General features: G+C 59.3%; 14 protein-coding genes. 1 reads left to right on the top strand and 13 read right to left on the bottom strand.

The genetic code is table 11. From position 1 onward, the window contains the following. Nucleotides 1-34: 34 nt before the first annotated feature. From RGV33_RS00855 to RGV33_RS00815, 9 genes are all read right to left on the bottom strand, one after another. Complete coding sequence (locus RGV33_RS00855; RefSeq protein ID WP_322142722.1) at nucleotides 35-634, bottom strand: hypothetical protein; 600 nt, start codon at nucleotides 632-634, stop codon at nucleotides 35-37. After that, on the bottom strand, nucleotides 631-1,191 hold the full coding sequence (locus RGV33_RS00850; RefSeq protein ID WP_003218160.1) for an RNA polymerase sigma factor: 561 nt from the start codon (nucleotides 1,189-1,191) through the stop codon (nucleotides 631-633). Before RGV33_RS00850 ends, RGV33_RS00855 begins: the two co-directional genes overlap by 4 nt. A 26-nt stretch (nucleotides 1,192-1,217) precedes the next feature. Beyond that, nucleotides 1,218-2,879 carry a VWA domain-containing protein gene (locus RGV33_RS00845; protein ID WP_322142721.1) on the bottom strand — a complete coding sequence of 554 codons (1,662 nt, stop codon included), beginning with the start codon at nucleotides 2,877-2,879 and terminating at the stop codon, nucleotides 1,218-1,220. 74 nt (nucleotides 2,880-2,953) lie between these two features. Beyond that, complete coding sequence (locus tag RGV33_RS00840) at nucleotides 2,954-3,535, bottom strand: hypothetical protein (protein ID WP_322142720.1); 582 nt, start codon at nucleotides 3,533-3,535, stop codon at nucleotides 2,954-2,956. Nucleotides 3,536-3,609: 74 nt separating this feature from the next. Further along, nucleotides 3,610-3,828: a hypothetical protein gene (locus tag RGV33_RS00835; protein WP_318304607.1), complete on the bottom strand. Its 219-nt coding sequence runs from the start codon at nucleotides 3,826-3,828 to the stop codon at nucleotides 3,610-3,612. Nucleotides 3,829-3,926: 98 nt separating this feature from the next. After that, a complete protein-coding gene (locus RGV33_RS00830; RefSeq protein WP_322142719.1) occupies nucleotides 3,927-4,550 on the bottom strand; it encodes a hypothetical protein in 624 nt (207 codons plus the stop codon). Nucleotides 4,551-4,615: 65 nt separating this feature from the next. Continuing rightward, nucleotides 4,616-5,194 (bottom strand): hypothetical protein, encoded by a 579-nt coding sequence (locus RGV33_RS00825; protein ID WP_322142718.1) that lies wholly within the window; start codon nucleotides 5,192-5,194, stop codon nucleotides 4,616-4,618. A gap of 87 nt (nucleotides 5,195-5,281) precedes the next feature. After that, the gene (locus RGV33_RS00820; RefSeq protein WP_322142717.1) at nucleotides 5,282-7,870 is read right to left on the bottom strand and encodes an autotransporter outer membrane beta-barrel domain-containing protein; all 2,589 of its coding nucleotides are present in this window, start codon (nucleotides 7,868-7,870) and stop codon (nucleotides 5,282-5,284) included. Nucleotides 7,871-8,218: 348 nt separating this feature from the next. Beyond that, entirely contained in the window at nucleotides 8,219-8,911 is a 693-nt protein-coding gene (locus RGV33_RS00815) for a hypothetical protein (protein WP_322142716.1), read from the bottom strand. A gap of 389 nt (nucleotides 8,912-9,300) precedes the next feature. Here RGV33_RS00815 and RGV33_RS00810 point away from each other — a divergent pair, with 389 nt between their 5' ends. Continuing rightward, nucleotides 9,301-9,558, top strand: coding sequence for a hypothetical protein (locus RGV33_RS00810; RefSeq protein ID WP_322148593.1), 258 nt, complete (start codon nucleotides 9,301-9,303; stop codon nucleotides 9,556-9,558). 73 nt (nucleotides 9,559-9,631) lie between these two features. Here the strand turns inward: RGV33_RS00810 and RGV33_RS00805 are convergent, their stop codons facing one another. The 4 genes from RGV33_RS00805 to RGV33_RS00790 all read right to left on the bottom strand — a co-directional run bounded on the left by RGV33_RS00805 (nucleotide 9,632) and on the right by RGV33_RS00790 (nucleotide 19,966). After that, on the bottom strand, nucleotides 9,632-10,504 hold the full coding sequence (locus RGV33_RS00805; RefSeq protein WP_322142715.1) for a hypothetical protein: 873 nt from the start codon (nucleotides 10,502-10,504) through the stop codon (nucleotides 9,632-9,634). A gap of 119 nt (nucleotides 10,505-10,623) precedes the next feature. Then, nucleotides 10,624-11,031, bottom strand: a complete 408-nt coding sequence (locus RGV33_RS00800; RefSeq protein ID WP_322142714.1) for a DUF6911 family protein — start codon at nucleotides 11,029-11,031, stop codon at nucleotides 10,624-10,626. 159 nt (nucleotides 11,032-11,190) lie between these two features. Continuing rightward, complete coding sequence (locus RGV33_RS00795; protein WP_322142713.1) at nucleotides 11,191-11,916, bottom strand: hypothetical protein; 726 nt, start codon at nucleotides 11,914-11,916, stop codon at nucleotides 11,191-11,193. A 4-nt stretch (nucleotides 11,917-11,920) separates the two neighbouring features. Continuing rightward, nucleotides 11,921-19,966, bottom strand: coding sequence for a DUF637 domain-containing protein (locus RGV33_RS00790; protein ID WP_322142712.1), 8,046 nt, complete (start codon nucleotides 19,964-19,966; stop codon nucleotides 11,921-11,923). Nucleotides 19,967-19,986 lie beyond the last annotated feature (20 nt).

Here is a 19,986-nt window from a genome sequence, read left to right as displayed (position 1 = left end):
TCGAAAGACCTGGGGCTTTTTTGTGGGCGCCGATTCAGGGTTTCTGCAACGCCTCCAACCGCGCCGGCAGGTCCTCCTTGGGAAAGCGCTTATGCAACTCCAGCAGCTTCTCATCCGCCACCTTCGTCTCTCCCGCCTGCCGCAACCGCAGGATTTCCTGCAGCCCTTGCTCCAGCGGCGGCAGCACAACAGCCGCGCGCTTGCTCATCTTCGCCACCGGCTCATCCGCCAGCGAGCCCGCGACTTCTGCCTGCACCTGCGGCGCGCTATCGGCCTGCGGCGCCACGGAGAATCGAGCCATCGGCGCGGCTGCCGGGGCCGGGTGGGCCAGTTCCTGCGGAGCCGCCGCGTAAGTGCCTGTGGATAACTCTGGCTGGGGCACCGGCGAGCGCGTGACCAAGCCAATCATCAGCGCCACACCCGCGACGGTGGCAAATGCCATCTGCCAGCGCGGCCGTTGGCAGGCCTGCAACCAGCGCTGCCACAGGCCGGGTTGCCGCACGGGCGCTTCGCGGTGGGCGGTGGCCAGGATGAAGGCGTCCAGGGAAGCCGGCGGCTCGCCGCTGGTGTGTTGACGGAAATGCTCGATCAGTACGTCGTCGTTCGAGTCCTGGGTAGGTCGGGGATCAGTCATGCGGGTACCTCCTCGGCCAGCAGTCGGCGCAGTTTCTGCTGGGCGTAACGCAAGCGGCTTTTTACCGTTTCCAGTGGGGCGCCGGTGAGCGCGGCGATTTGTGGTACTTCCAGCTCGCCGTGCAGGCGCAGCAGGAACACTTCGCGCTGGTCTTCGGGCAAGTCTTGCAACGCGCTGTCCAGGCGCGCCTGGTCGCGGCTCAGGCTAAGTAGTTGCTCAGGCCCGGCGCTGTCGTCGGGCTGGCCGTGAAGCTGCTCATCGTAGCTGTCGTGCAGCGGGTTGTGGATGCCGTGCTTGCGCCAGTGGTCGATCAGGCGGTTGCGGGCAATCTGGAACAACCAGGTGCGAAAACTCGCCCGGCCCTGTGGCTCACTGGTGCTGCGGATCAGGCTGAGCCAGGTGTCCTGGAACACTTCCTCGGCCAGTTCGGCCTTGTTGCTCAAGGACACGAGAAACCGGTACAGGCCCTGTCGATGCCGCGCGTACAGGGCCTCGAACGCTGCACCGTCGCCGCTGCGGTAGCGGGACAGCAGGGCTTCGTCGCTGGGTGAATCCATCAGGTGGCGCACTCCTTTGAGGTGGGTCAGTGTTTGGCCGGGGCCTGGAGGCTCTGGGCCAATTCGACCAGTTGCACAAATTCGCCGCGCAAACCGAAGGGGTCGTCGCCCCGGGCGGAGCGGGCCAATGCGGCGGTGTCCTTGAAACTCATGCTGCCAGTGTAGCGGCCATCACCCTTGAGTTGCTGGGCGAAGGCGGCCACGGCGGCAGAGAAGCGCAAGTCGTCGCTGGGTTTGTCGCTCTGCTCGCGGCTGATCGGGTGTTCGATCAGTCGGCTATCGCCGCCTTCCGCTGGTTTGTAGCGTACCCGCAACATCGCCAACTCATCAGTTTTACCATCAGCCTTGGCCGCCGATGCGTAGCGCAGTGGCTCCAGCCAACCCTGTTCACCCTTCGGGACAATTTCATACAACGCCGTCACCGTGTGCCCTGCACCGATCTCTCCGGCATCGACTTTGTCGTTGTTGAAATCCTCACGCTTCAAGGCGCGGTTTTCATAGCCCAGCAATCGGTATTCGCTGACCTGTGCCGGGTTGAATTCCACCTGCAGTTTCACATCCCGGGCCACCACCGCGAGGGTCGAACTGAGCTGATCCACCAGCACCTTGCGAGCTTCGCGCAGGTTGTCGATGTAGGCGTAGTTGCCATCACCAGCGTCGGCCAGTTGTTCCATCAGGTGTTCGTTGTAGTTATCCATACCAAAGCCGAGGGTGGTCAGGGACACACCGCTTTTGCGCTGGTCCACCGCCATCTGCTTGAGGCTGTCGAAGTCGCTCACGCCTACGTTGAAGTCACCGTCGGTGGCCAGCAGGATGCGGTTGATGCCTTTGTCGATAAACCCTTCGCGGGCCATTTGGTAGGCCATTTCGATACCCGAAGCGCCGGCGGTGGAGCCACCTGCCGTCAGTTGGTCGATGGCGTTGCGGATCGTGGTTTTGTCCCGGCCCGAGGTGGGCTTGAGTACCACCCGCGACTCGCCGGCATAGACCACCAGCGACACGCGGTCCTGGTCGCGCAATTGGTCCACAAGCAACTTCAGGGTGCTCTTGACCAGCGGCAGGCCTTCGCGGCGATTCATCGAGCCGGACACGTCTACCAGGAACACCAGGTTGGCCGGTGCCAGGTCCGCCACGGCGCGGTCCGAGGCCTTGATGCCGATGCGCAATAGTCGGGTGTGAGGGTTCCACGGCGACGGTGCAACTTCCGTAGTCACGCCAAAGGGCGAGCCGTCGGTAGGCAGGGCGTAGTCGTAGGGAAAATAATTGACCATTTCCTCCAGTCGCACAGCACCTTCGGGCGGCAGGCTGCCTTGATTGAGGAAACGTCGTACGTTGGCATAGCTGCCGGTGTCGACGTCAACGCTGAAGGTGGAAACCGGCGTTTCGGCCACGCTGCGGATCGGGTTCTCCGGGAGGTTCTGATATTGCTCCCGAGGCTGGGCCTGGTATTGCATGGCGACGGCATCGTTCATGACCAACCGCGACGCCATCGGTGCCGGAGCAACCATCCGCTTGACCATGGCCCCCTGAACGCTGGCGGGCTCACTTTGCACCTCCACGACAGGCGCCGACTCAGCGGGCTTGGCCACATCACGGGATGAAGAAAGCCCACACCCGGCAAGCGCCACCAGCAGGGTCACGGCAAAGCCTTGGGCGGCAGGACGCAACAGCAGAATTGGACGGGACATGGTCTGAACCTCGTGAGTGAATGGTCCGTTCACAAGGTCAGACGCAAGGGACTGGTGATTCGGGTTAAAGCAACTTAGCGTGACGGAATATCGCGCAAATCATCGACGATAAAGCGGCTCAACACGCCCGTGTAAAACGGCTCGACGCTGGTGTTGCCGGTATTGCTGACGATCCCGCCGATCGTCTTGTATTGCTGCCATTGGCCAAACAAGCCCGCGGGAACCAGGCTGTCGCGGTCTTTGGCGAAGTGTAATACCTCGGCACCGGCCTTCTTGACCTTGACCAGGTAGTTGAAATCCACACTGGTCAGGACCGTGTTGTCATCAACGAGCACGGTGGCGATCCCGCCCTTCGAATCCTGGAAATGACGGGCGTAGACGACCTTCACATCCAACAGATAGTCGGCGCTTTCCTTGCTGGTGGCGTAGCGCTTGGCCGTGATCAGGCGGTTGACCAGGTCTACACCCAGTTGCTCGCGGACTTTGTCATCAGGCAGGAAGCGTGGGTTCTTGCCCACGACTTCAACATCGAAGGTATCGAGCCAATAGGTGGCGGTCTTGGGGATGTGAACCGGTGCGGGGGAAATGTAGTAAGCCGGCTTAGAGGCGCAGCCAGCCAGAAAGCTGAATGCCAGGAGTAAAGCAACAACGCGCATGTCTGAACTCTTCCCTGAATGATGTCAATTTGACTTCATTTTACGGCGTTGCCGGCGCCTTTTCGAGTCCTGCTTCAATTTGAAGCAATAGCCCCAGCGGCCAGCAAGCCAATACCGGCGTACCACCCCCAAAGGAACGGCCTGGCCTGGCGATCCTTTCTGGCATAAACATACACATAACAAGGGATAAACAGGCACAGCAGCGCATGCACCAGCGAGTTTTTTACGGCCACACAAAAAATGGCCAGCTGCATCAAAATTGCCAGTCCCAGTCCAACCATGACCAATGTCATTACCACGGTATTTCTCCTGCGCGGGTGCGTGTGTTACTTCGAGTGGGGCACGACAGCACTGGCCAACTTATCGCCAAGGCGACGAAGCTAACCCTCCATCAGGCATACAACGCCCAAAAGTCCATGCCATCCACAACCCAATACCTTTGCTCTTTCGGGATCAGCTCCGCGAATGAGCCAGACGGCTGCCCGTCCCAGTCCGAGGGCACATAGGACTCATGAAACCTGTCCCAATCAACATGCCGGAACACCTTGCTATCCAGGTCCACATAAAAGCGGGGCAGCCTCATTCGCATTTTTTCGCATTCATCCAGACGAGGCTTCGTGTTGCCAGATAGAACGGCCTCGATATGGTTATGAAATTCGCCAAGGTAGGCAGCGGAGTAACCGTAGGTGAAGAAACTGACCATCCACTCCAGCGAATAAACGTTGACGCTGTTGCTATCCAGATAGCGCTGAAAGGTATTCACCTCCAGGACCGGAACGCCCCCTCTGAACTCGGAAACGGCCTGGTCATAGAGGCTACTGTCCATGACGCCACTTTCGACATAGCTCCTGTATTCAGGCCTGACATCGATACAGAAATTTCCCTTGTCGTCTGCCAGGTAGTAGTACCTGCCATCAGCGACAAACACCGCCAAATCCTTGCGCCCCTCGAAAATATCTTCAAGCAGGCCATCAACGTCATCTGCAGAAATCATCAGCGCCTCTTCAGTTGCCATGGAGCCCGGCGGTACCCGTCGATACCTGAGCGACTATCGGATTTGCATTGGCGCCAGGCTCTGGCTCACGCCGCAGGAGCCACAGTCGCCACGGGGACACGCTCGTTAGGCGCAGTCACGTCATACACATGCTGCTCACACCCCTTCCCGATAATCACGAACTCCACCAGGTAAACCTTTTGCTTCTCAGGCTTGAAGGTCGAACTCATGGGGCCGCATTCATACACATAGGTTTTGACGAGGCCGACGTAGTTGGCGTTGTAGACCCGTGACTCGCCGATCACTTCAAAGGGCTGCCCCGGGTCAGCCTGCACTTCCAACTGAGGGAAGCGTTTGGCGACGGCGCTGTTGCCCATTTCGTTCATCTTGGCGATCCAGCCGAATACCTTGCCACGGCCGGAATCCACCACCGTCCCGAGGATTTCCGGACGCTGGTCCACATCGGAACTACGGCGTACGGAGAACTGCACCGGATAGGTAAAACCGGTTGCCTTCATGATGACTTTGGCGTGCTCGGCATCCACCTCGACCTTGTTTTGCTGCAACTGGACGCCGTCCTTGAGCAGGGTTGGCGAGGAGTTCCTGGCAGTGGAGTGGCAGCCGGCCAAGGCCAGGGCGAGGATTAGCAGTGAGGTCTTTTTCATTGTTACTTCCTTGAACACAGTTAAAACTCTGGCTCGGGCTACGTGGGAGAACCGCAGCCCGACACCGTTTTCTATCGGCTGTAAAACTTAAAACGCGTACCGCGCCTTGAGCATCACCCCATCGGCATCAAACCCACTGCGGGCCTGGCGGGTGTAGCTGGCACCCACGGTAAAGTCCGACACCTGGTAGTTCACGCCGACACTGGCTTCATAGCTGTCACGCGCCACCGAAGCGCCGGTGACGGTGAACGCAGAACCGCCGAGCACATAGCTGGAGGTTTGTGCGACGCGATCACCGATCAGGTCGTGATACGCCATCAAGGTTGCTTCCGGCTGCAGGCTGCCGGCGCCCATTGGCAAGTTGCCCGCCAAGCGCACACCAGCGCCCAGCTCGCTCACTTCATAGCGTTGCGACTGGGTGCTCAGTGCGGCCGAAGAACCCTTCTCGTCGAAACCGTCCATGCGCACGTTGGCGTAACGCGCTGCCACGCGCGGCTCGATTACCACGGCCTGCGACGGCTTGAAGCTGTAGCCGCCGATCACACTGGCAGACAGCACATTGCTGTCGTAACTGCCCTTGGCTGTGGTGCCGGCGATATGACGTTTGCTGTCGTTGTCGTTATGGCCATAGCTGAGGCTGCCGTCGACAAACCAGTTTTGCAGCGACCAGTTGCCGTACAGCGACAGCGCATGGCCCTCCACATCGGTCTTGTTGCCGAGGTCGGAATGGATGTTGGAGTTAAGGTAGCTGTAAGCCACGCCCAACGTGGTGGTGTCGTTCAAGCGCCCGTCCACACCCACGGCCATGCCGCTGCTGTTGGCCGAGTAGCCGTTGTTGCCGCCACGCCCGTCCTGGTCCATGTTGCTGCTCAGGCCCTGCACCCATACGCCGCCGGTTTGATGGCTTTCGCGCTGGTCGGTGAGGCGGTTGAAGATCGCGCCGTTGATCACGGTTTGACCCGACAGCGCCACGTCCAGCGCGCCGCGGTTGACGTCCGGCTTGAGCTGTTCGCTGACTTGCGCCAGCTGCTGCGCAGTACCGGCGTTGGCCAGGGCCTGGAACACTTGATCGTTCTGGTTGAGGCCGCCGAGCACGTCATTTTTGAAGGTATTGACCGCCGTCGCCGCTGCGGCACTGGCGCCTACTCCGGCCAGCTCTTGCTGCACTTGCTGGTTGTCCTTGACCGCCACCACCGCCTTGACGGTTTGCGCGTCGGCCGAGTAGCTGAGCACGTCGAGCAACGACGACGAACTGGCGACAGACAGGCCGTTGTTCTGCACGCTGGTGGCTTGCAACAAGGTGTATTGGGTGCCGTTGTTAGTGCGCGCGAAGTCGCCTGGCTGCGCGCTCACCGTCAGCTTCGAAGCCTGGGCGAACGTGGCGTTGCCATTCACGTTCAGGTACGGCGTGGTCGGCACGACGCTGTCGGACAGGTGCATATTGATGCCCGCGCCGCTGGCAACGTTAAGGTCGCCGGTGATCGTGGTGCCCGGGGCGGAAAGGTTCAGCGAGCCGGAGTTGATCGAGACCGGCGCGATAATGCGGCTGCCGGTGAAATCGGCTTGGCCTGCGACATTCACCGCGCTCAAGTTGAGCAGGTCGCCGGTGATTTTGCCGCCGGTCCAGTTCAGCGTGGCGAGGTTGGCGGCGTCGATGGCGGTGCCGGAGTTGCTGCGGATCTCGCCGGCTTGCTGGTTGATCTCAAACGCCGAAGCCTGATCGGCAGCGTCCACGTGAATGGCTGTGCCATCGGCGCTGATCGTGCCGCGGTTAACGATGCCGCGCGCGCCGGTCGCGCTGTTCTGGGCAAAGGTTGCCCCGGCAAACTCGAAGGCATTGGCGTTGGTGCCCGTGGCCTCAAGGGTGCCGGTGTTGAGGATGTAGTCGACCTTACCGTTTAGAAACATCACCGTCTTGGCGTCATTGCCGTTGGCGGAAAGCAGGCCGCTGTTTTCAATGCGCAGAGGGTTGGTGTCGGTTTCCACCTCGATGCCCCAGGCGCCCTCGCCCGTCGCTTTGAGCGTGCCGGCGTTGAGGATTTTGCCACCGACGGTGGTGCCCAGATTGTTCTGACGGTCGAGGATCAGGCCGATGGCGTAATCACCGTTCAAGTCGATTACGCCGGTGTTCGAGACGTCGCCGGCGACGGTGGTGCCATGCAGGTAAATGCCTTCGCCGCCATCCACGTAGGAAGGTGAAGCCGGCGGCGTCAGGGGCAGCGTGGAACGGATGGTGCCGGAGTTGATGACACTTCCACCGATGGTCGTCGCGCCGATCTCAAGCCCCTCGTAACCCCCATTCTTCATAAGAATGTTGCCCGCCTGGACCACGTCCCCGGTGACAGTTCCCGGGCTCAGGTTTTGCGGGCCCGACCAGAACAGCGGGTCCAGGGCAATCGCACGGATGGCGGCGCCCTGGGAATCCAGAGTGATGTCGGCACGGTTGATCAACGAACCCTGGATAGTGGTGTTGGCCACACCCAGTCCGGCAGGGTTGGTGGTGGTCGGCACCACTACTTCGGAGAACGTCCCGTTGATAATCAATGACTCATTGAAGGTCTCGCCGACCCAAATGTTCTTGCCCTGCCCCAGGTCGAATTCCACCGCCAGCGCTTGCGCACTGATTGCGCCGACCATGAGTGCCAACAGGCTTTTCTGGAACTGCTTACGCTTCATTTCAAACTCCATGAACTACATTAAAAGCCGCCAATAGGCCCGGCGGCAGTAGGTGTACTGAGAAGGATCAATTGATCCGAATGCATTGCCCCGCGGCGCCTTCCTGAAACGCAGGCGCGCGCCTGTGCACCGCAGCGGGCGGTGACAGAAAAGAGGTTTGGGGGGCAAGGTTCACATTAATCCTTAATGTCATTTGAAAACGCTGCAGTCCATGCAGCCCGACCGGTTGCGGGTGGGCGAGGTAAAGACACTGGGATATACAAAATGTTCAAGGTGCTCGGCGGGTTCTATCAATAACCACCGCGTTGAGATCAGCCACCGCAAGCCACGCGGCAACCTCTCGCTGGTCTACTTGAGCTCCTTCACCAGATAACTCCCGGAGATCTGCGTGATACCCGTCAACGCGCGGCGCAACGCCTCAGGATCAGTGCGATAAGTGAGCGGTGTGTAGCCGTAGACATTCTGACCATTGAACGGCGTGACCGTCTCCACCGTGCGCCAGAGCATCTCGTCACCACGGTCCATGCGCGCCACCACGGTTAGCGTTGGGTAGACCACGCTGCTGAAACCCTGGGTCAGGCGAAAACCCCACTCGCCCACCGTCAGTTGAATCTGCGCATCGGCCGGCTCGTCGTCACCCACCACCTTGAGCGATGACGTCTTACCCAAGGCATCGATAAAGGCCTGCTTGAGCAACACGCCCAAGTCGATATTTTCGGCGTCCATCACCGTGAGGATCGCCGCCGGCGTCGACATCTCGGCCAGTTGCCCCGCCTTCATGCCGGCGGCAAACCCCGCGCCGCTCAAGGCCGCCGTGCCCAGCTTGGACGCGCCGCTGGCCATGCCGACGCCCGCGCCGAGCCCGGCACCCAGGGCTGCACCCCAGGCTTGTTCACGCCCCATGTAGACCATGTTCTTTTCCCATTTTACGGGCAGCACTTTGACCGTCTTGACCTGCGCACGATGCTCGGGCGTGAGGGGCTGGCTGACGCAGCCGCCGAGGATGAGGGTGGAGAGGAGAATCAGGAGAAGGTTTTTCACATCAGTCCTTTAATGTTGGTGGTGGGTGGATGCGTTTAATCATCGCCAGGGTGTCGGCGATGGGGGTGAAGACATGAGGCATTGGGAGTGGGCCAGTACTTTGCTGCCTTGCGTGGGTTTGGGTGCGGGCTTATAGTCCGGGCCGTCGCCCACATGGCGATTCAGGTTTGGCGACCTGACGGTAGAGAATGCGTAAGCTGGTGGCTTTTTGCAGCCACTTGCTCGCCTGCAAAGTCGTTCTATGACGGCTGTGCGCGGGAGACCTTAGGGTCTGCCGGTTTTCTCTACTGCCGGTTCGCCAACCTGCGTACAGCTGTCACCCATTCGTTTGGCGACGTTTGAGTGATTGCCTCAATCACTTAAGTAGAGAGTCAAAGATGAACCAATATATGCCCCTAACGGGCCACGACTGCACCGTCCCCGCCCTGCTTATCGATACCCATGCGCCCCTCGATGTCCTCCACGACGCCGCTGTGTACAGGATTCGCGCCGTCACCCAACTGCTGGAAAACCTGGCCTTCCGCGACCCGCTCAACAGCGATGCCGTGGTGCTTCAAGACTTCGCCCAATTGCTGGCCATTCCGCTGCGCGATGGGTGTGATTTGCTGGATGTCATCAGTCGCCGGCTCACTGCCGATCCCTCCTGAGTAAAAGCCGGGCGGCGGTAGCGCCGCCCCCTTGATGGCCAGGGCGGAGATAAAAACGGGGCTTTGACTGCTTTCATGTTCCACCAAAAAAACGCCTGTAAGCGGATTCAACCCTTACGACCAGTTCGTCAGGTGAGAACACCAAGTGTCTCGATGCCGCCGTTCCCACGTAAAGCAGCGGGTTCGTCACGGTAGGTGATGGCAGGCCAAGCTGTTGGCGCGCCCGGTAAATCGCGCCAACCTCCACCAACAACAAATCAAACGGCGGGCTTTTGAATTCGGGTTTCCAGGCGCCGCCATTGTCCTGCGCATTGGCCAGGTGATACCGACCAAGCTCCTCCAGCACCACTGCCAACTGTTGCTCGTCATTCCAGTTGTCTATCACCGACTGATAAATGCCCAGGTTCATCGACTCGATTTGTGCAACGGCGCCTTGCTGCGAATAAACGGAGTAAAGCCACAACATGAAAGGCTCAAAGTGGCGTGCTTTCATAAAACGCGCATCAACGGCGCCCGGCACAGACAGCATCCCGGCCAACACATCGGCCGTCGATGACGCCAGGTCACGCCGGTCTGCCGCCATGAAGGCCGCGAGCAGACACGCGGCATGGCTCAGATGATTGCTCAGGTCAGGCACCGTCTTGATGCCTTGAAGAAAACGCGTGTTGGAGAAGGACCTGGCTTTTAACATCAGTGCCCAGTAGCGATACATCATCGAACGGGCGACGTTCTCCCAGCCGGTTTCATCGCCGTCGAAAATGGCAACTTCCCCCTGAATGCCATAATGAACCGCAAGCATTCCCAGTGAGTCCGAAACGTTGTCAAACCCCAGCAAAGAATCACTGGCCAAGTCCTCGTCCAGAAACTCAAGCTCTTGAGCAACCACGACAGGCGAACGGGACAGCCAGTGTCGGTGCTTTCCAAGAATGCTGCTTACTTTCTTCACTCTCGTTTTCCTCATGGAAACAGGGAAAATAGGAGTCGGACCACTATTCTACTAACTCTGGTGTTTTTAAAGAGCATCTCTGCCAGCCTTAAACGTGGTCTGACCCCAGTTTTCTGTGATTACAAAATTACTAACTTTGACTCACTAACGTTACCGACGCGCAAAAACTCTTTGAAGCACGAGCAGATAAAAATTATATCTTTCGTCATTGACCTCGCAGGATATCGGTCGCCTAAAATCTCTATCATTTCTGCTCCTGCACGCTGATTACTGATAGTTTTTACATCATGCTCACCATCTTCGAGATATTGGGACAACATGAGGAAAAAGTTTCCAGAATCCGTGTACAGATTTAATTTATATGGACCGTACTCAGGTTCGGGATCGATTACTAAGCTAATAACGCCATCACGAGAAGCATATTGTCGGACAATGGCTTCGACCGCTTCAGCTGTCGGCTGATGGAGGATAGGTATCTGTAGTCTTCCTTGCTCAGGGTCCAAGACATATCCTCCTATCAACATCATTTTTTCTCCTTGATAGATTTCATGCCCGGCTCCCAATAGTATCTTTTCGGCAATCCTGTTATATCATCGACCGAGAAATAGGGGTCAGACCACCATTAATACTTTAATTAGAAAACCGTGGCCTGAACCCTATTTCCCGCGCCCGACTCTCGCTCTAATTCACGCGTTAAACAAAACTTTTCTCAGCAAGGCCTGCCTCTCTGCCTGAGCCCCTACCGCTGTAGTGAAGCACTGGTTATAGGCAGCAATTTTCAAAACGCCGCCCAAATCTTCTACTGCAAAGCAGTCGATATCCATTAACTTTTTTTCGTCGACACCCACTACCTGAAGCAAGGATTTGCTTACCCACATGAAAGCGCCAACCGCCTCAATGTAGCCGTTTCTTAAAACCCAACGCCCAGGATTTTTTGATATATCTACGATCTCTTGGGTTAGCGGAAAAGGCAGCCCATTACTTTTCTTGGGCAGATGAGCGTGTTCAACGCGCTCAACTTCAAAGAGCGTAAGACTCTCGGCATTTTGCCATCGATCATACTCGGCATCGTAAATTCGAGCCTGAACAAAGCCGGGGTCATCAATTAAAGCTTCAATCAAGAGCCGTGCAACTTCAATCGAATTCGCCAAGCGTTTTATATCAAGCCGATAAAACGCTTTATCTGCCACATACGAAAACTCGACAGAACCGTTCGCCAGCTCAATAAAAAAACTCTGGCACTTGTTTTTCTTCAAGTAATTCGAAACATCCGCCAACCCCATTTTGTTGCCGGTAAAGCCATCAATGACGGCATCCTCATTAAAGTTTTTGAGCTGTTGTATCAGCCGCCCCCATACAACTGAAGCGCCATCATGTAGCCTCTCGCTAAAAACAACTTCAATTTCAGCCATATGATTAGCCACCGAACTCTTTAATAATCACAGTAATATTACGTTGCTTTCCATACTCTATAAGCTTGCTCGCATCAGCCATCCCGCCCGGTTGAACTCGGATGTCCAAAACTTTCGTTGCCGGTACGCCATCCACGGTAATTTTTGAACTTTGCAAGGTATCCATATGGGTTCTCATGTCATAAGACCACCCTTTACCTCGGGTATCAATCGTTTTCAAACTCACCACATTAGTGTCGAGCTGGAAGTCAATAACTGGGAAGTTATTGGATTTAAAGGGTTGCCCGGTCTTGGGATTGATGAGGTTGTCCGTTCGGGCCCAGTCCTTATAGTCCGTATCCGTAAGTGTTGTCTCAATCTGCCTACCTCTCGCCCGAGGTTCAAGATCCCAAACATTTTTGCCGTTTTCCGGCGGCATGAGATCCGGCCTTGAAGGTGGCGGGGTCTCTCTCTTGCTGGCCGCAACGGCGCGCTTGTAAGCCAAGGCTCCCGCCGCTGTACCTAACCCAACTGCAAGCGCGATTTTGAGATCGTTCGTAATTTCCTGCGCCTGCGCGTCGCTCAAATTCCATTTTGCTTTAAGCGTATCGACCATCGCCCCGACCGTATGCTCAGTCGTCGCTGTCGCTAACATCTCCTGGAATTCAAAGTTCGAATTGATGAGGTTTTGTACTGCTTCTCGAGCCTTCGGCGAGCCGTACTCCACGATGTCTTTGATTGGGTTGAGATCCGCCATGGTATTGGCGACTTCTTTAGACCGCGCTGCACACGTCGAAGGATCAGCCTTACAGCCGGCGATCGCGTCAATATCTTGTTGAAGACTCAACTCTTTGAATTTACGTGTGGTGTCTTCAATGCAGGAAGTGTCCGTGCACGCCGCTATCTTCTTGGCTGCTCTCTCAAGCTGATTGTGGTTCAGATAGTTATATTGCGTTGCGTTTTGCGCCACCCAACTACCTTTTTCCAGCGTAGCCGCGTCCGCGTCGCCTTGTGCTGCTGCTGCCAGCACGCCGACAATCTGCGAACTCATCGTAAGCAAGTTATCGTCACCTTTAACCAAGCCGTCCAGATGGGTGACCAATGCCTCGCTTGCCCCTGCTGCCAAGGCGCCGGTCTTGAAGTCTCCTCCAGTGGCCTCTGCCAGCAACCCACCGACCATGGCGTGAATCGCAACCTTCGGTGCGGAACCGTCTGCGAACACATTCTTGGTGTAATTACCCAACAAATTGAAACTGGCAGCCGCCAAGGTATTAAACAACGCGTTTTTCAGCGCATCGCTGGCACTGCCACCTTGTCCGAGCGCCTTGCTCAACAGCATGGACGTACCGCTCTGCAGCGTTTGGTTGGCTGCGAATTGACCAACACCGCTCCAGCTATTCAGGATGCCCGGCGTTGTAATTTTCCCAGTCGCCGTGTTTGTTTCGGTTCCAGTCCAATCACCGAAAAACTCTGCCGTCAGACCTGCCGTAACGCCAGAAATGACGTACCCCTTCATCGCATCCGAAGAAGTCACGTCCTTGAGCACCGCGCCAAGATTGCCTCGATTATTAATAACACTGACGGTCGCGTTCGTTGAGGCACCCGCCGCAACTGCACCTGCGACGGCGCCCACCGTACTTCCGCCTGCGGCGACGGCGGCCATAGGCCCGACGACTGCTGCCATCACAATTGCAATGATGATTTGCGAAGCCGGCCCCAACCCCGAGTTGCTGTACTTGAAGCTGTCGTGGATTTCCTTGACCTGACGCCAATCCACATCACCGCGCTTTTCCGCTTCCTTGATCCACGCCAACTGCGGATCCGCCTTGACCATCGCATCAATGGACTGGCTAACGGTTTGCTGGTTAACCTGGTTGATGTCGATTTTCAAACCATCGACGGCCTTGATTGCCACGTTGCCTTCGGCAATCAACTGGCTCTGACGCAGGGTTTCATCTGTATTGCCCTTGCCTTTGGAAGACACCCAAAACGCATTGTTATTGGTCTTCTCGTGGCTTTCCTGATGCAGGTCCTTTACCGCCTCAAAGGTGATGGCACCACCACTGTCCAGGGTGATGTCTTTACCACTCTGAAGCTTGGCGAGCTGGTAAGTCTGATCACCACCACTCTTAAGCACGAGGTCACCACCGGTCTTGATTTCAGTACCGACGTTGGTCACGCGAGTCACTTCGTCACGCTGGGTCTTTTTGTTGCCCCAACCGCTGACCTTTTTCATGTCATACAACGTATGCGTACTGTTCTCAGCCGCCAGCAAATTCAACTTATCCCCGCTATACAGATAAGCCTCATTCCCCGCACTGATCTTGCTCGCCACCAGCGTGGTGTCGCGTCCGGCCTGGCTCTTAAAGTCCCCTCCCGCCGTCAGCACACTGGCCAGCTGCGTGGTTTGCTCGTCCGCCGTCTTGATGCGTTTTTTGCCGTCCTTTTCCTTGCCTTCGACGTTGTGCATTTCGCTGACGGAGGCGACGTTGAGGTCGCGCCCGGCCTGAATGTTCAGGTCCTTGCCCGCGGTGGCGTTGCTGCCGATGATGTTGACGTCTTGCCCCGCCACCATGCTCAGGTTGCCGCCGGCCGTAACCGTGGCCGCTTGGTTTTTCACGTCGGTGGTGATGCTGGATTTGTGCCCGCCGTCGCTGAAGGCGTGGATCTCGCTGGTGTCGCTGACGGCGATCAGGTTGAGGTCGCGCCCGGCTTTCAGGTCGGCATCGCCGCCGGCGGTGAGTGCGCCGTGGTTGGTGAGGTCGCGGCCAGCGTCGATGGCCAGGTTTTCGCGGGCGGTGATGGTGCCGGCGCTGCTGTCGGTGAGGGTGCGCATGCCGGCGCCCTGGCGCACCTGGATGGCGGTGTTGTCGTTGGTGATGTCGCCCTTCAGGGTGGTGAGGCTGACCTGGGTGCCGCGTATCTCGCCAGCCATGGAATTGCGGATGCTGTCCTGGGCCAGCAGGCTGAGGTTGTTGCCGGCCTCGATCAGGCCGCCGGTGTAGAGGCTGCCGCTGCTGGCCACCGAGAGGTTGTTGCTGGCGCGCAGGGTGCCGACGTTGATCAGGTCGCCGCCGGTCATCAGGTTGAGGTCGCGGCCCTGGATCAGGCTGTTGCCGCGCACGTTGCGGGAGTCGGCCTGGGCCAGGTAGAGCACCGGCACGAGCACGGTCTGGCCGTCGACCACGCGGTTTTCCATCCACACGATGTCGTGGGTCAGGGCGCCGACTTGCTGGTCAGTCAGGGACACGCCGACGCTCAGGCGCAAGGCGTCCTTGCTGGCGAGGGCGTTGTCCATCAGGTAGCGGAACTGGTCGTAGTCGCTGGTCAGGCCACCGGCGAGGAAGCGTTGCCCGGTTTGCGCCAGCACCGCATCGCGGATCAGCCGTGACTCGTATTGCCCGTCACCCAGGCGACGCCAGGCGTTGTCGGGGCTGTAGCCGAGCTTGCCGAGCATGTAGTCGGAGCTGAAGAAGCCCGCCACAGTGGTGAGGTTCGGGTTGGTCTCGATCAGGTAGTGGCTGGTGGGGTCGGCGTTTTTGATGAACAGGCCGTAGTCGCCCTTGGGCAACTGGAAGCCGGGCGCGGTGGTGGGGTCGACCGGGGTGAAGGACTCGCCGGTGTAGTCCACGGGTACGTAGCGGCCGTCCGGCGCGATGCTGGTCACCGGCAATACGCTGCTCGGCGCCTGGGCCGTGGCGTCGTTGACGTGCTTGCTCAGGTTGATATTGATGCCGCCGACGGGGACGCCGGTCTGGTCGTCACCGAGGGTGCCGGTCAGTTGCTCCAGGGTATTTGTGTGCAACGTGCCATTTTGCAGGCTACGCGCAACGTTGAGGTTGACCGCGCCACCAGCCTGTATCGTCGCGGTGTAGCCCGGGCCGCCGTTGTCGGTCCAGGTGGTGACGTTGCTTTGTTCGGAGAAGCGCCAGTCGCTGGACCGGGCTTTGAGCACCTCAAAGCGCGCCTTATCGAAATTACCCGCCGCCACCGCTGCGTTGAAGGCGGGTACGTCGAGGTATTCCATCTGGTCCCACTCACCGGTGTCGATGCGCTCCGGGGTGCCGATGACGATGGTGTTCTGCCCGGTGCGGGTTGCGGCGCCCTGGTTGAGCAGGTCGTTGGCGGTGATGCTCAGGTTGCCATTGGCCGCCAGCAGGCTGTAGCGGTTCTGGACGTTGTCGCCCTGGATCAGCAGGTCTTTACCCGCCACCAGGCGCGCAGAGGCCGAGTCCTTGATCGCGGATTCAAGGAAGGTCTGGTTGATGGTGATTTGACCGCGCTTGAACGAGTCGTGCCCGCCGCAGTGCTGGCCGCACTGCCAATTGAGGCTGCCGGTGGTGACGGCCTGGCCCAACTCGAATTCAGCCTTGGCGTTCTCCACATTCCGCGCACTGATGCCGATATTGCCTTCGCTTTCAACCGTGCCGGAAAGGTTGCTGAAGCCCGCCGCCATGCCGCCATCGAGCGCCGCGAAACTCAGGTTGCCCTTGCTGTAGACGTCGCCGTACAGGTTGCTGAAGCTGTTCCCGCGCAGGGTCAGATCACCGCCGCTGAACAGCAGCGTGTCCGCGCCATTGCTGATGCCATTGCTGGCGCTGAGGTTGACGCTGCCTTGTGAACCGAGGGTGCCGCGGTTGTTGATGTGTGCGGCGGCAATGTCGAGTTGCTGGCGTGCGGTGAGGTAACCAAGGTTATCCAGCGTACCGCCCAGGGTGATCCGGGTGGTGGTGCCGCCGGCCAGGCGCCCGCCGTTCTGGCTGAGGTTGTTGGCGACCACGCTCAGTTTTTGCTGGGCCGAAAGGCGGCCGCTGTTGGTCATGTCGCCGGTCAGGGTGACGCTCAGGTCACCGTCGCTGAGCAACTCGCCCGCGTTATCCAGGCTGGCGACATCCAGGGTCAGGCCCTTGGCGCTGGCCAGGCGGTCGCCGGCCTTGAGGCTCAGGCCCTGGGTGCTGGTGTAGTGCAAGGCTTCATTGAGTTGCACGCGGCCGAGGCCATCGACCCGGCCAAACGACCAGTCGGCGGTGCCCACGCCATTGATGCTGCCCTGGCTGCCGCTGAGGCTGCTGGTATTGAGGCTGAACACGCCGGCGCCGGCGTGCTGCAGTTGCCCGGCCTGGTTATTCAAATGCCCGGCATTGAGGCTGAAGGCCTGGCTGGCGAATTCAAGAATGCCGTTCTGGTTATTCAGTTGGTCGGTGACCGTCAGCGTGCTGCTGGCGCCTTCCATCGCCCGCAATTGGCCGCCCGCGCTGTTGTCGAGGTTGGCGCCATTGAAGGTCAGGCCCTGGTTGGACTCAATCAGGCCGCCCTGGTTGGTCAGTTGGGCACGCGAGGTCAGGGTGAGCTGGTTGCCGCTGATCTGGCCGTTGGCGCTGTTGTCCAGTGTGGCGCCGGAGACGGTGACCTGCTCCTTGCCGAACAGTTTGCCGCCACGGTTGGTCAAGGCTTCGACCGTCAGTTGCAGGTCACTCTTCAAGGCAGTCATCGAGCCGGCCTTGGTGCCGTCGTGGCTGTTGTCGACGCTGTCGGCGGTGAGCGTCAGGCTGTCGCCCTGCACAGTGCCGCCCTGGTTGTTCAAGGTGCCCAGCGTCAGGTCTGCCGCCGCACCACCGCTGAGGATCATGCCCTGACGGTTGCTCAGGTCCTGGCCACGGTAGCTCACGCCCTGGTTGCCGGCCAGGAGTTGGCCCTGGTCGTTGTTGAGGGTTTGCGCCGCGATATCCAGGCGCTTGCCCCGCAAGGTGCCACCCTGGTTGTTGAGAGTGGTCAGGGCCTTGACCAGCACACTGCGCTCGGCGGCATCGATCACGCCGTGGGTGTTGGTCAGCAGGTTGCTGATGTTTAGGGTGATGTCGCCGTCATTGCTGACCAGCGCGCCCTTGCTGCTGTTGTCGAGGTCTTGCGAGGTGACAGTCAGGGCCTTGCCCAGCAGGATCCCGGCGCTGTTGCCCAGGCGCTTGCCGGTCAGCAGCAAGTCACCCTCACTTTGAATACGGCCCTGGGTATTGAGCAATTGATCACCCAGCACCACGCTCACACCCGGCACACCGCCGGCCAACAACCCGGCATTGCGGTTGTCGAGGCTGCCGGCGCGCACGTCCAGTTGGTCACCGACGATACGCCCGGCGCGGTTGTCGATCTGCCCGTTCCGAGCCTCCAGCAGCAACTGCTTGCCGATGATCGCGCCACCCTGGTTATCCAGGCTCGCGGCGTGCAGTTCGATGTCGCCTTGGGCGGCCTGCAGATGGCCTTTGGCGTTGTTCAAGTGTTGGGCGACGGTCAAGGTCAGCTTGCCGGCATCCGCGCTGAACACGCCAGCGTCGTTGTTGCTGAGGCTGCCGAGGGTCGCGGTGAGTTGCCCACCCACCAGCTTGCCGTCCTGGTTGGCGAGGTCGCCGGCGGTGAGGTTCACGTCAGTGCCAGCCTGGGCATGACCCTGGCTGTTGTTGAAAGCGTTGGTGACGGTGAGGTTGAGCGCGCCTTTTTCGGCACTGATCAAGCCCTTGCCACTGTTGTCGAGGCTGGCGGCGTTCACCGTCACGGCGTCGGCGACAATCTGCCCGCCGTTGTTATTCAGCGCGCCGCTGTTGAGGGTCAAGCTGCCGCCCGCCACCTGGACACGGCCCTGACGGTTATCCAGCGAATCGGTTTGCAGCGTCGCCGCCTGCTCGGCACCGAAGCGAATCAACCCGCCCAGGTTGACGATCGCCGGCGCGCTGATCGCCAGGCTCTGCTCGCCGAACAGGCGCGCGGTGGCGCCCTGGTTGGTCAGCTTGGCGGTGCTGACGCTGACGGTCTTGGCCTGGATGATGCTGCCCTGGTTGGTCAGCGCCTTCGCGGCGGTGATCGCCAACGCGCGGCTGGCCAGCAGGTTACCGCTGGTGTTCACGGTCTGCGCGTTCACCACCAGGTCGCCGGTGGCATTGCGGCTGTTGTCTACCTGTACGCCCGCTTCGATGGTGCCTGGGTTGGTGACCTTGATCGCGTTGAGTTCGATGCGTTGGCCGGCGGCCAGGCTCTTCTGGTTGACCAATTCTTCGGCGCTGCTCACCTGCACATTGCCGGTGGCGTAAACCTTGTCGGTCAGGTTGACGCTTTGTGCGGTGACCTTGAGGTTACCGGTGGCCGCTGTCTGCGCCATGCTCAGGTGCCCATTGGCATCGAGCTGGATATCGCCGCCGCTGGCAGCCAGTGTGCCGTCGAGCTTCACGCCCACGCCGGCCTCGGTGCCCACCAGTTTGATCGCGCCGGCATACATGCCGCCCAGCGCCGAGGAGTCGATGGCCAGTTCGGGCTTGGCGCTGCCGTCATCGGCGCGCGCGGTGGCTTTCAAACTTTTGGCATCGACGTCGTTACGCCCGGCGATCACGGTCAATTCCCGTGCGTTGATCTGCGCATTGATCTTGGCCGAGCGGGTGATGATTTCGAAGCGGTCGACGTTGCTTGCATTCAGGCCCTGGCCGTCGATGGTCACGGCGCCGCCGTCAACCTGATAGCGCTGCAACTGGCCACTCGCGTCGAGCACCGGTTTGCCGGTGGTGAGGGTTACGTTGGGGGTGTTGATAAAGCCGCAACCGCTGCACGTAACGCCATACGGGTTGGCAACGATGACCTTGGCCGACTGGCCCGCCACTTCGGTGTAGCCGCGCAATTGGCTGGGGCTGCCGCCGTTGACTTCGTTGAGGATAACGCTGGCCGCGCCGCCCTTGAGGTTGGGGTTGCCGACGATGTAGCCACCCAGCTGGGTGTTCGTCATGGGGCCATTGGCGTTGTTGAGGATCACGCCGTTGGGGCCGACGTTGTAGTCCTTGAATTGGTTATGGGACAAGCCACTGCCATTGGGGGTGGCGATATTCACCACCGGTACGCCATTGCCGGCCTGGCCGACGGTGGTGCCCGGCGCGCTGACCACAATGCCTTCGGCCTGGGCCAGCAGCGGCTGCCAGAACAGCGCGTTGGCCAGGATCAGCACCAGGCCACGCTTGGGCAGGCCGAAGAACGAGTCTCGCGGTTTCAGCGCAGCAGAAGGCTGGCGGGCCAGGAAGGCAAAGTGGCGAACATCCATTGTCATATTCTCGATGTAAC

Origin of the sequence: Pseudomonas sp. Bout1 (genome assembly GCF_034314165.1) — a bacterium.
Taxonomy (GTDB): Bacteria; Pseudomonadota; Gammaproteobacteria; order Pseudomonadales; family Pseudomonadaceae; genus Aquipseudomonas.
This window is presented reverse-complemented; position numbering and strand designations above follow the sequence as displayed.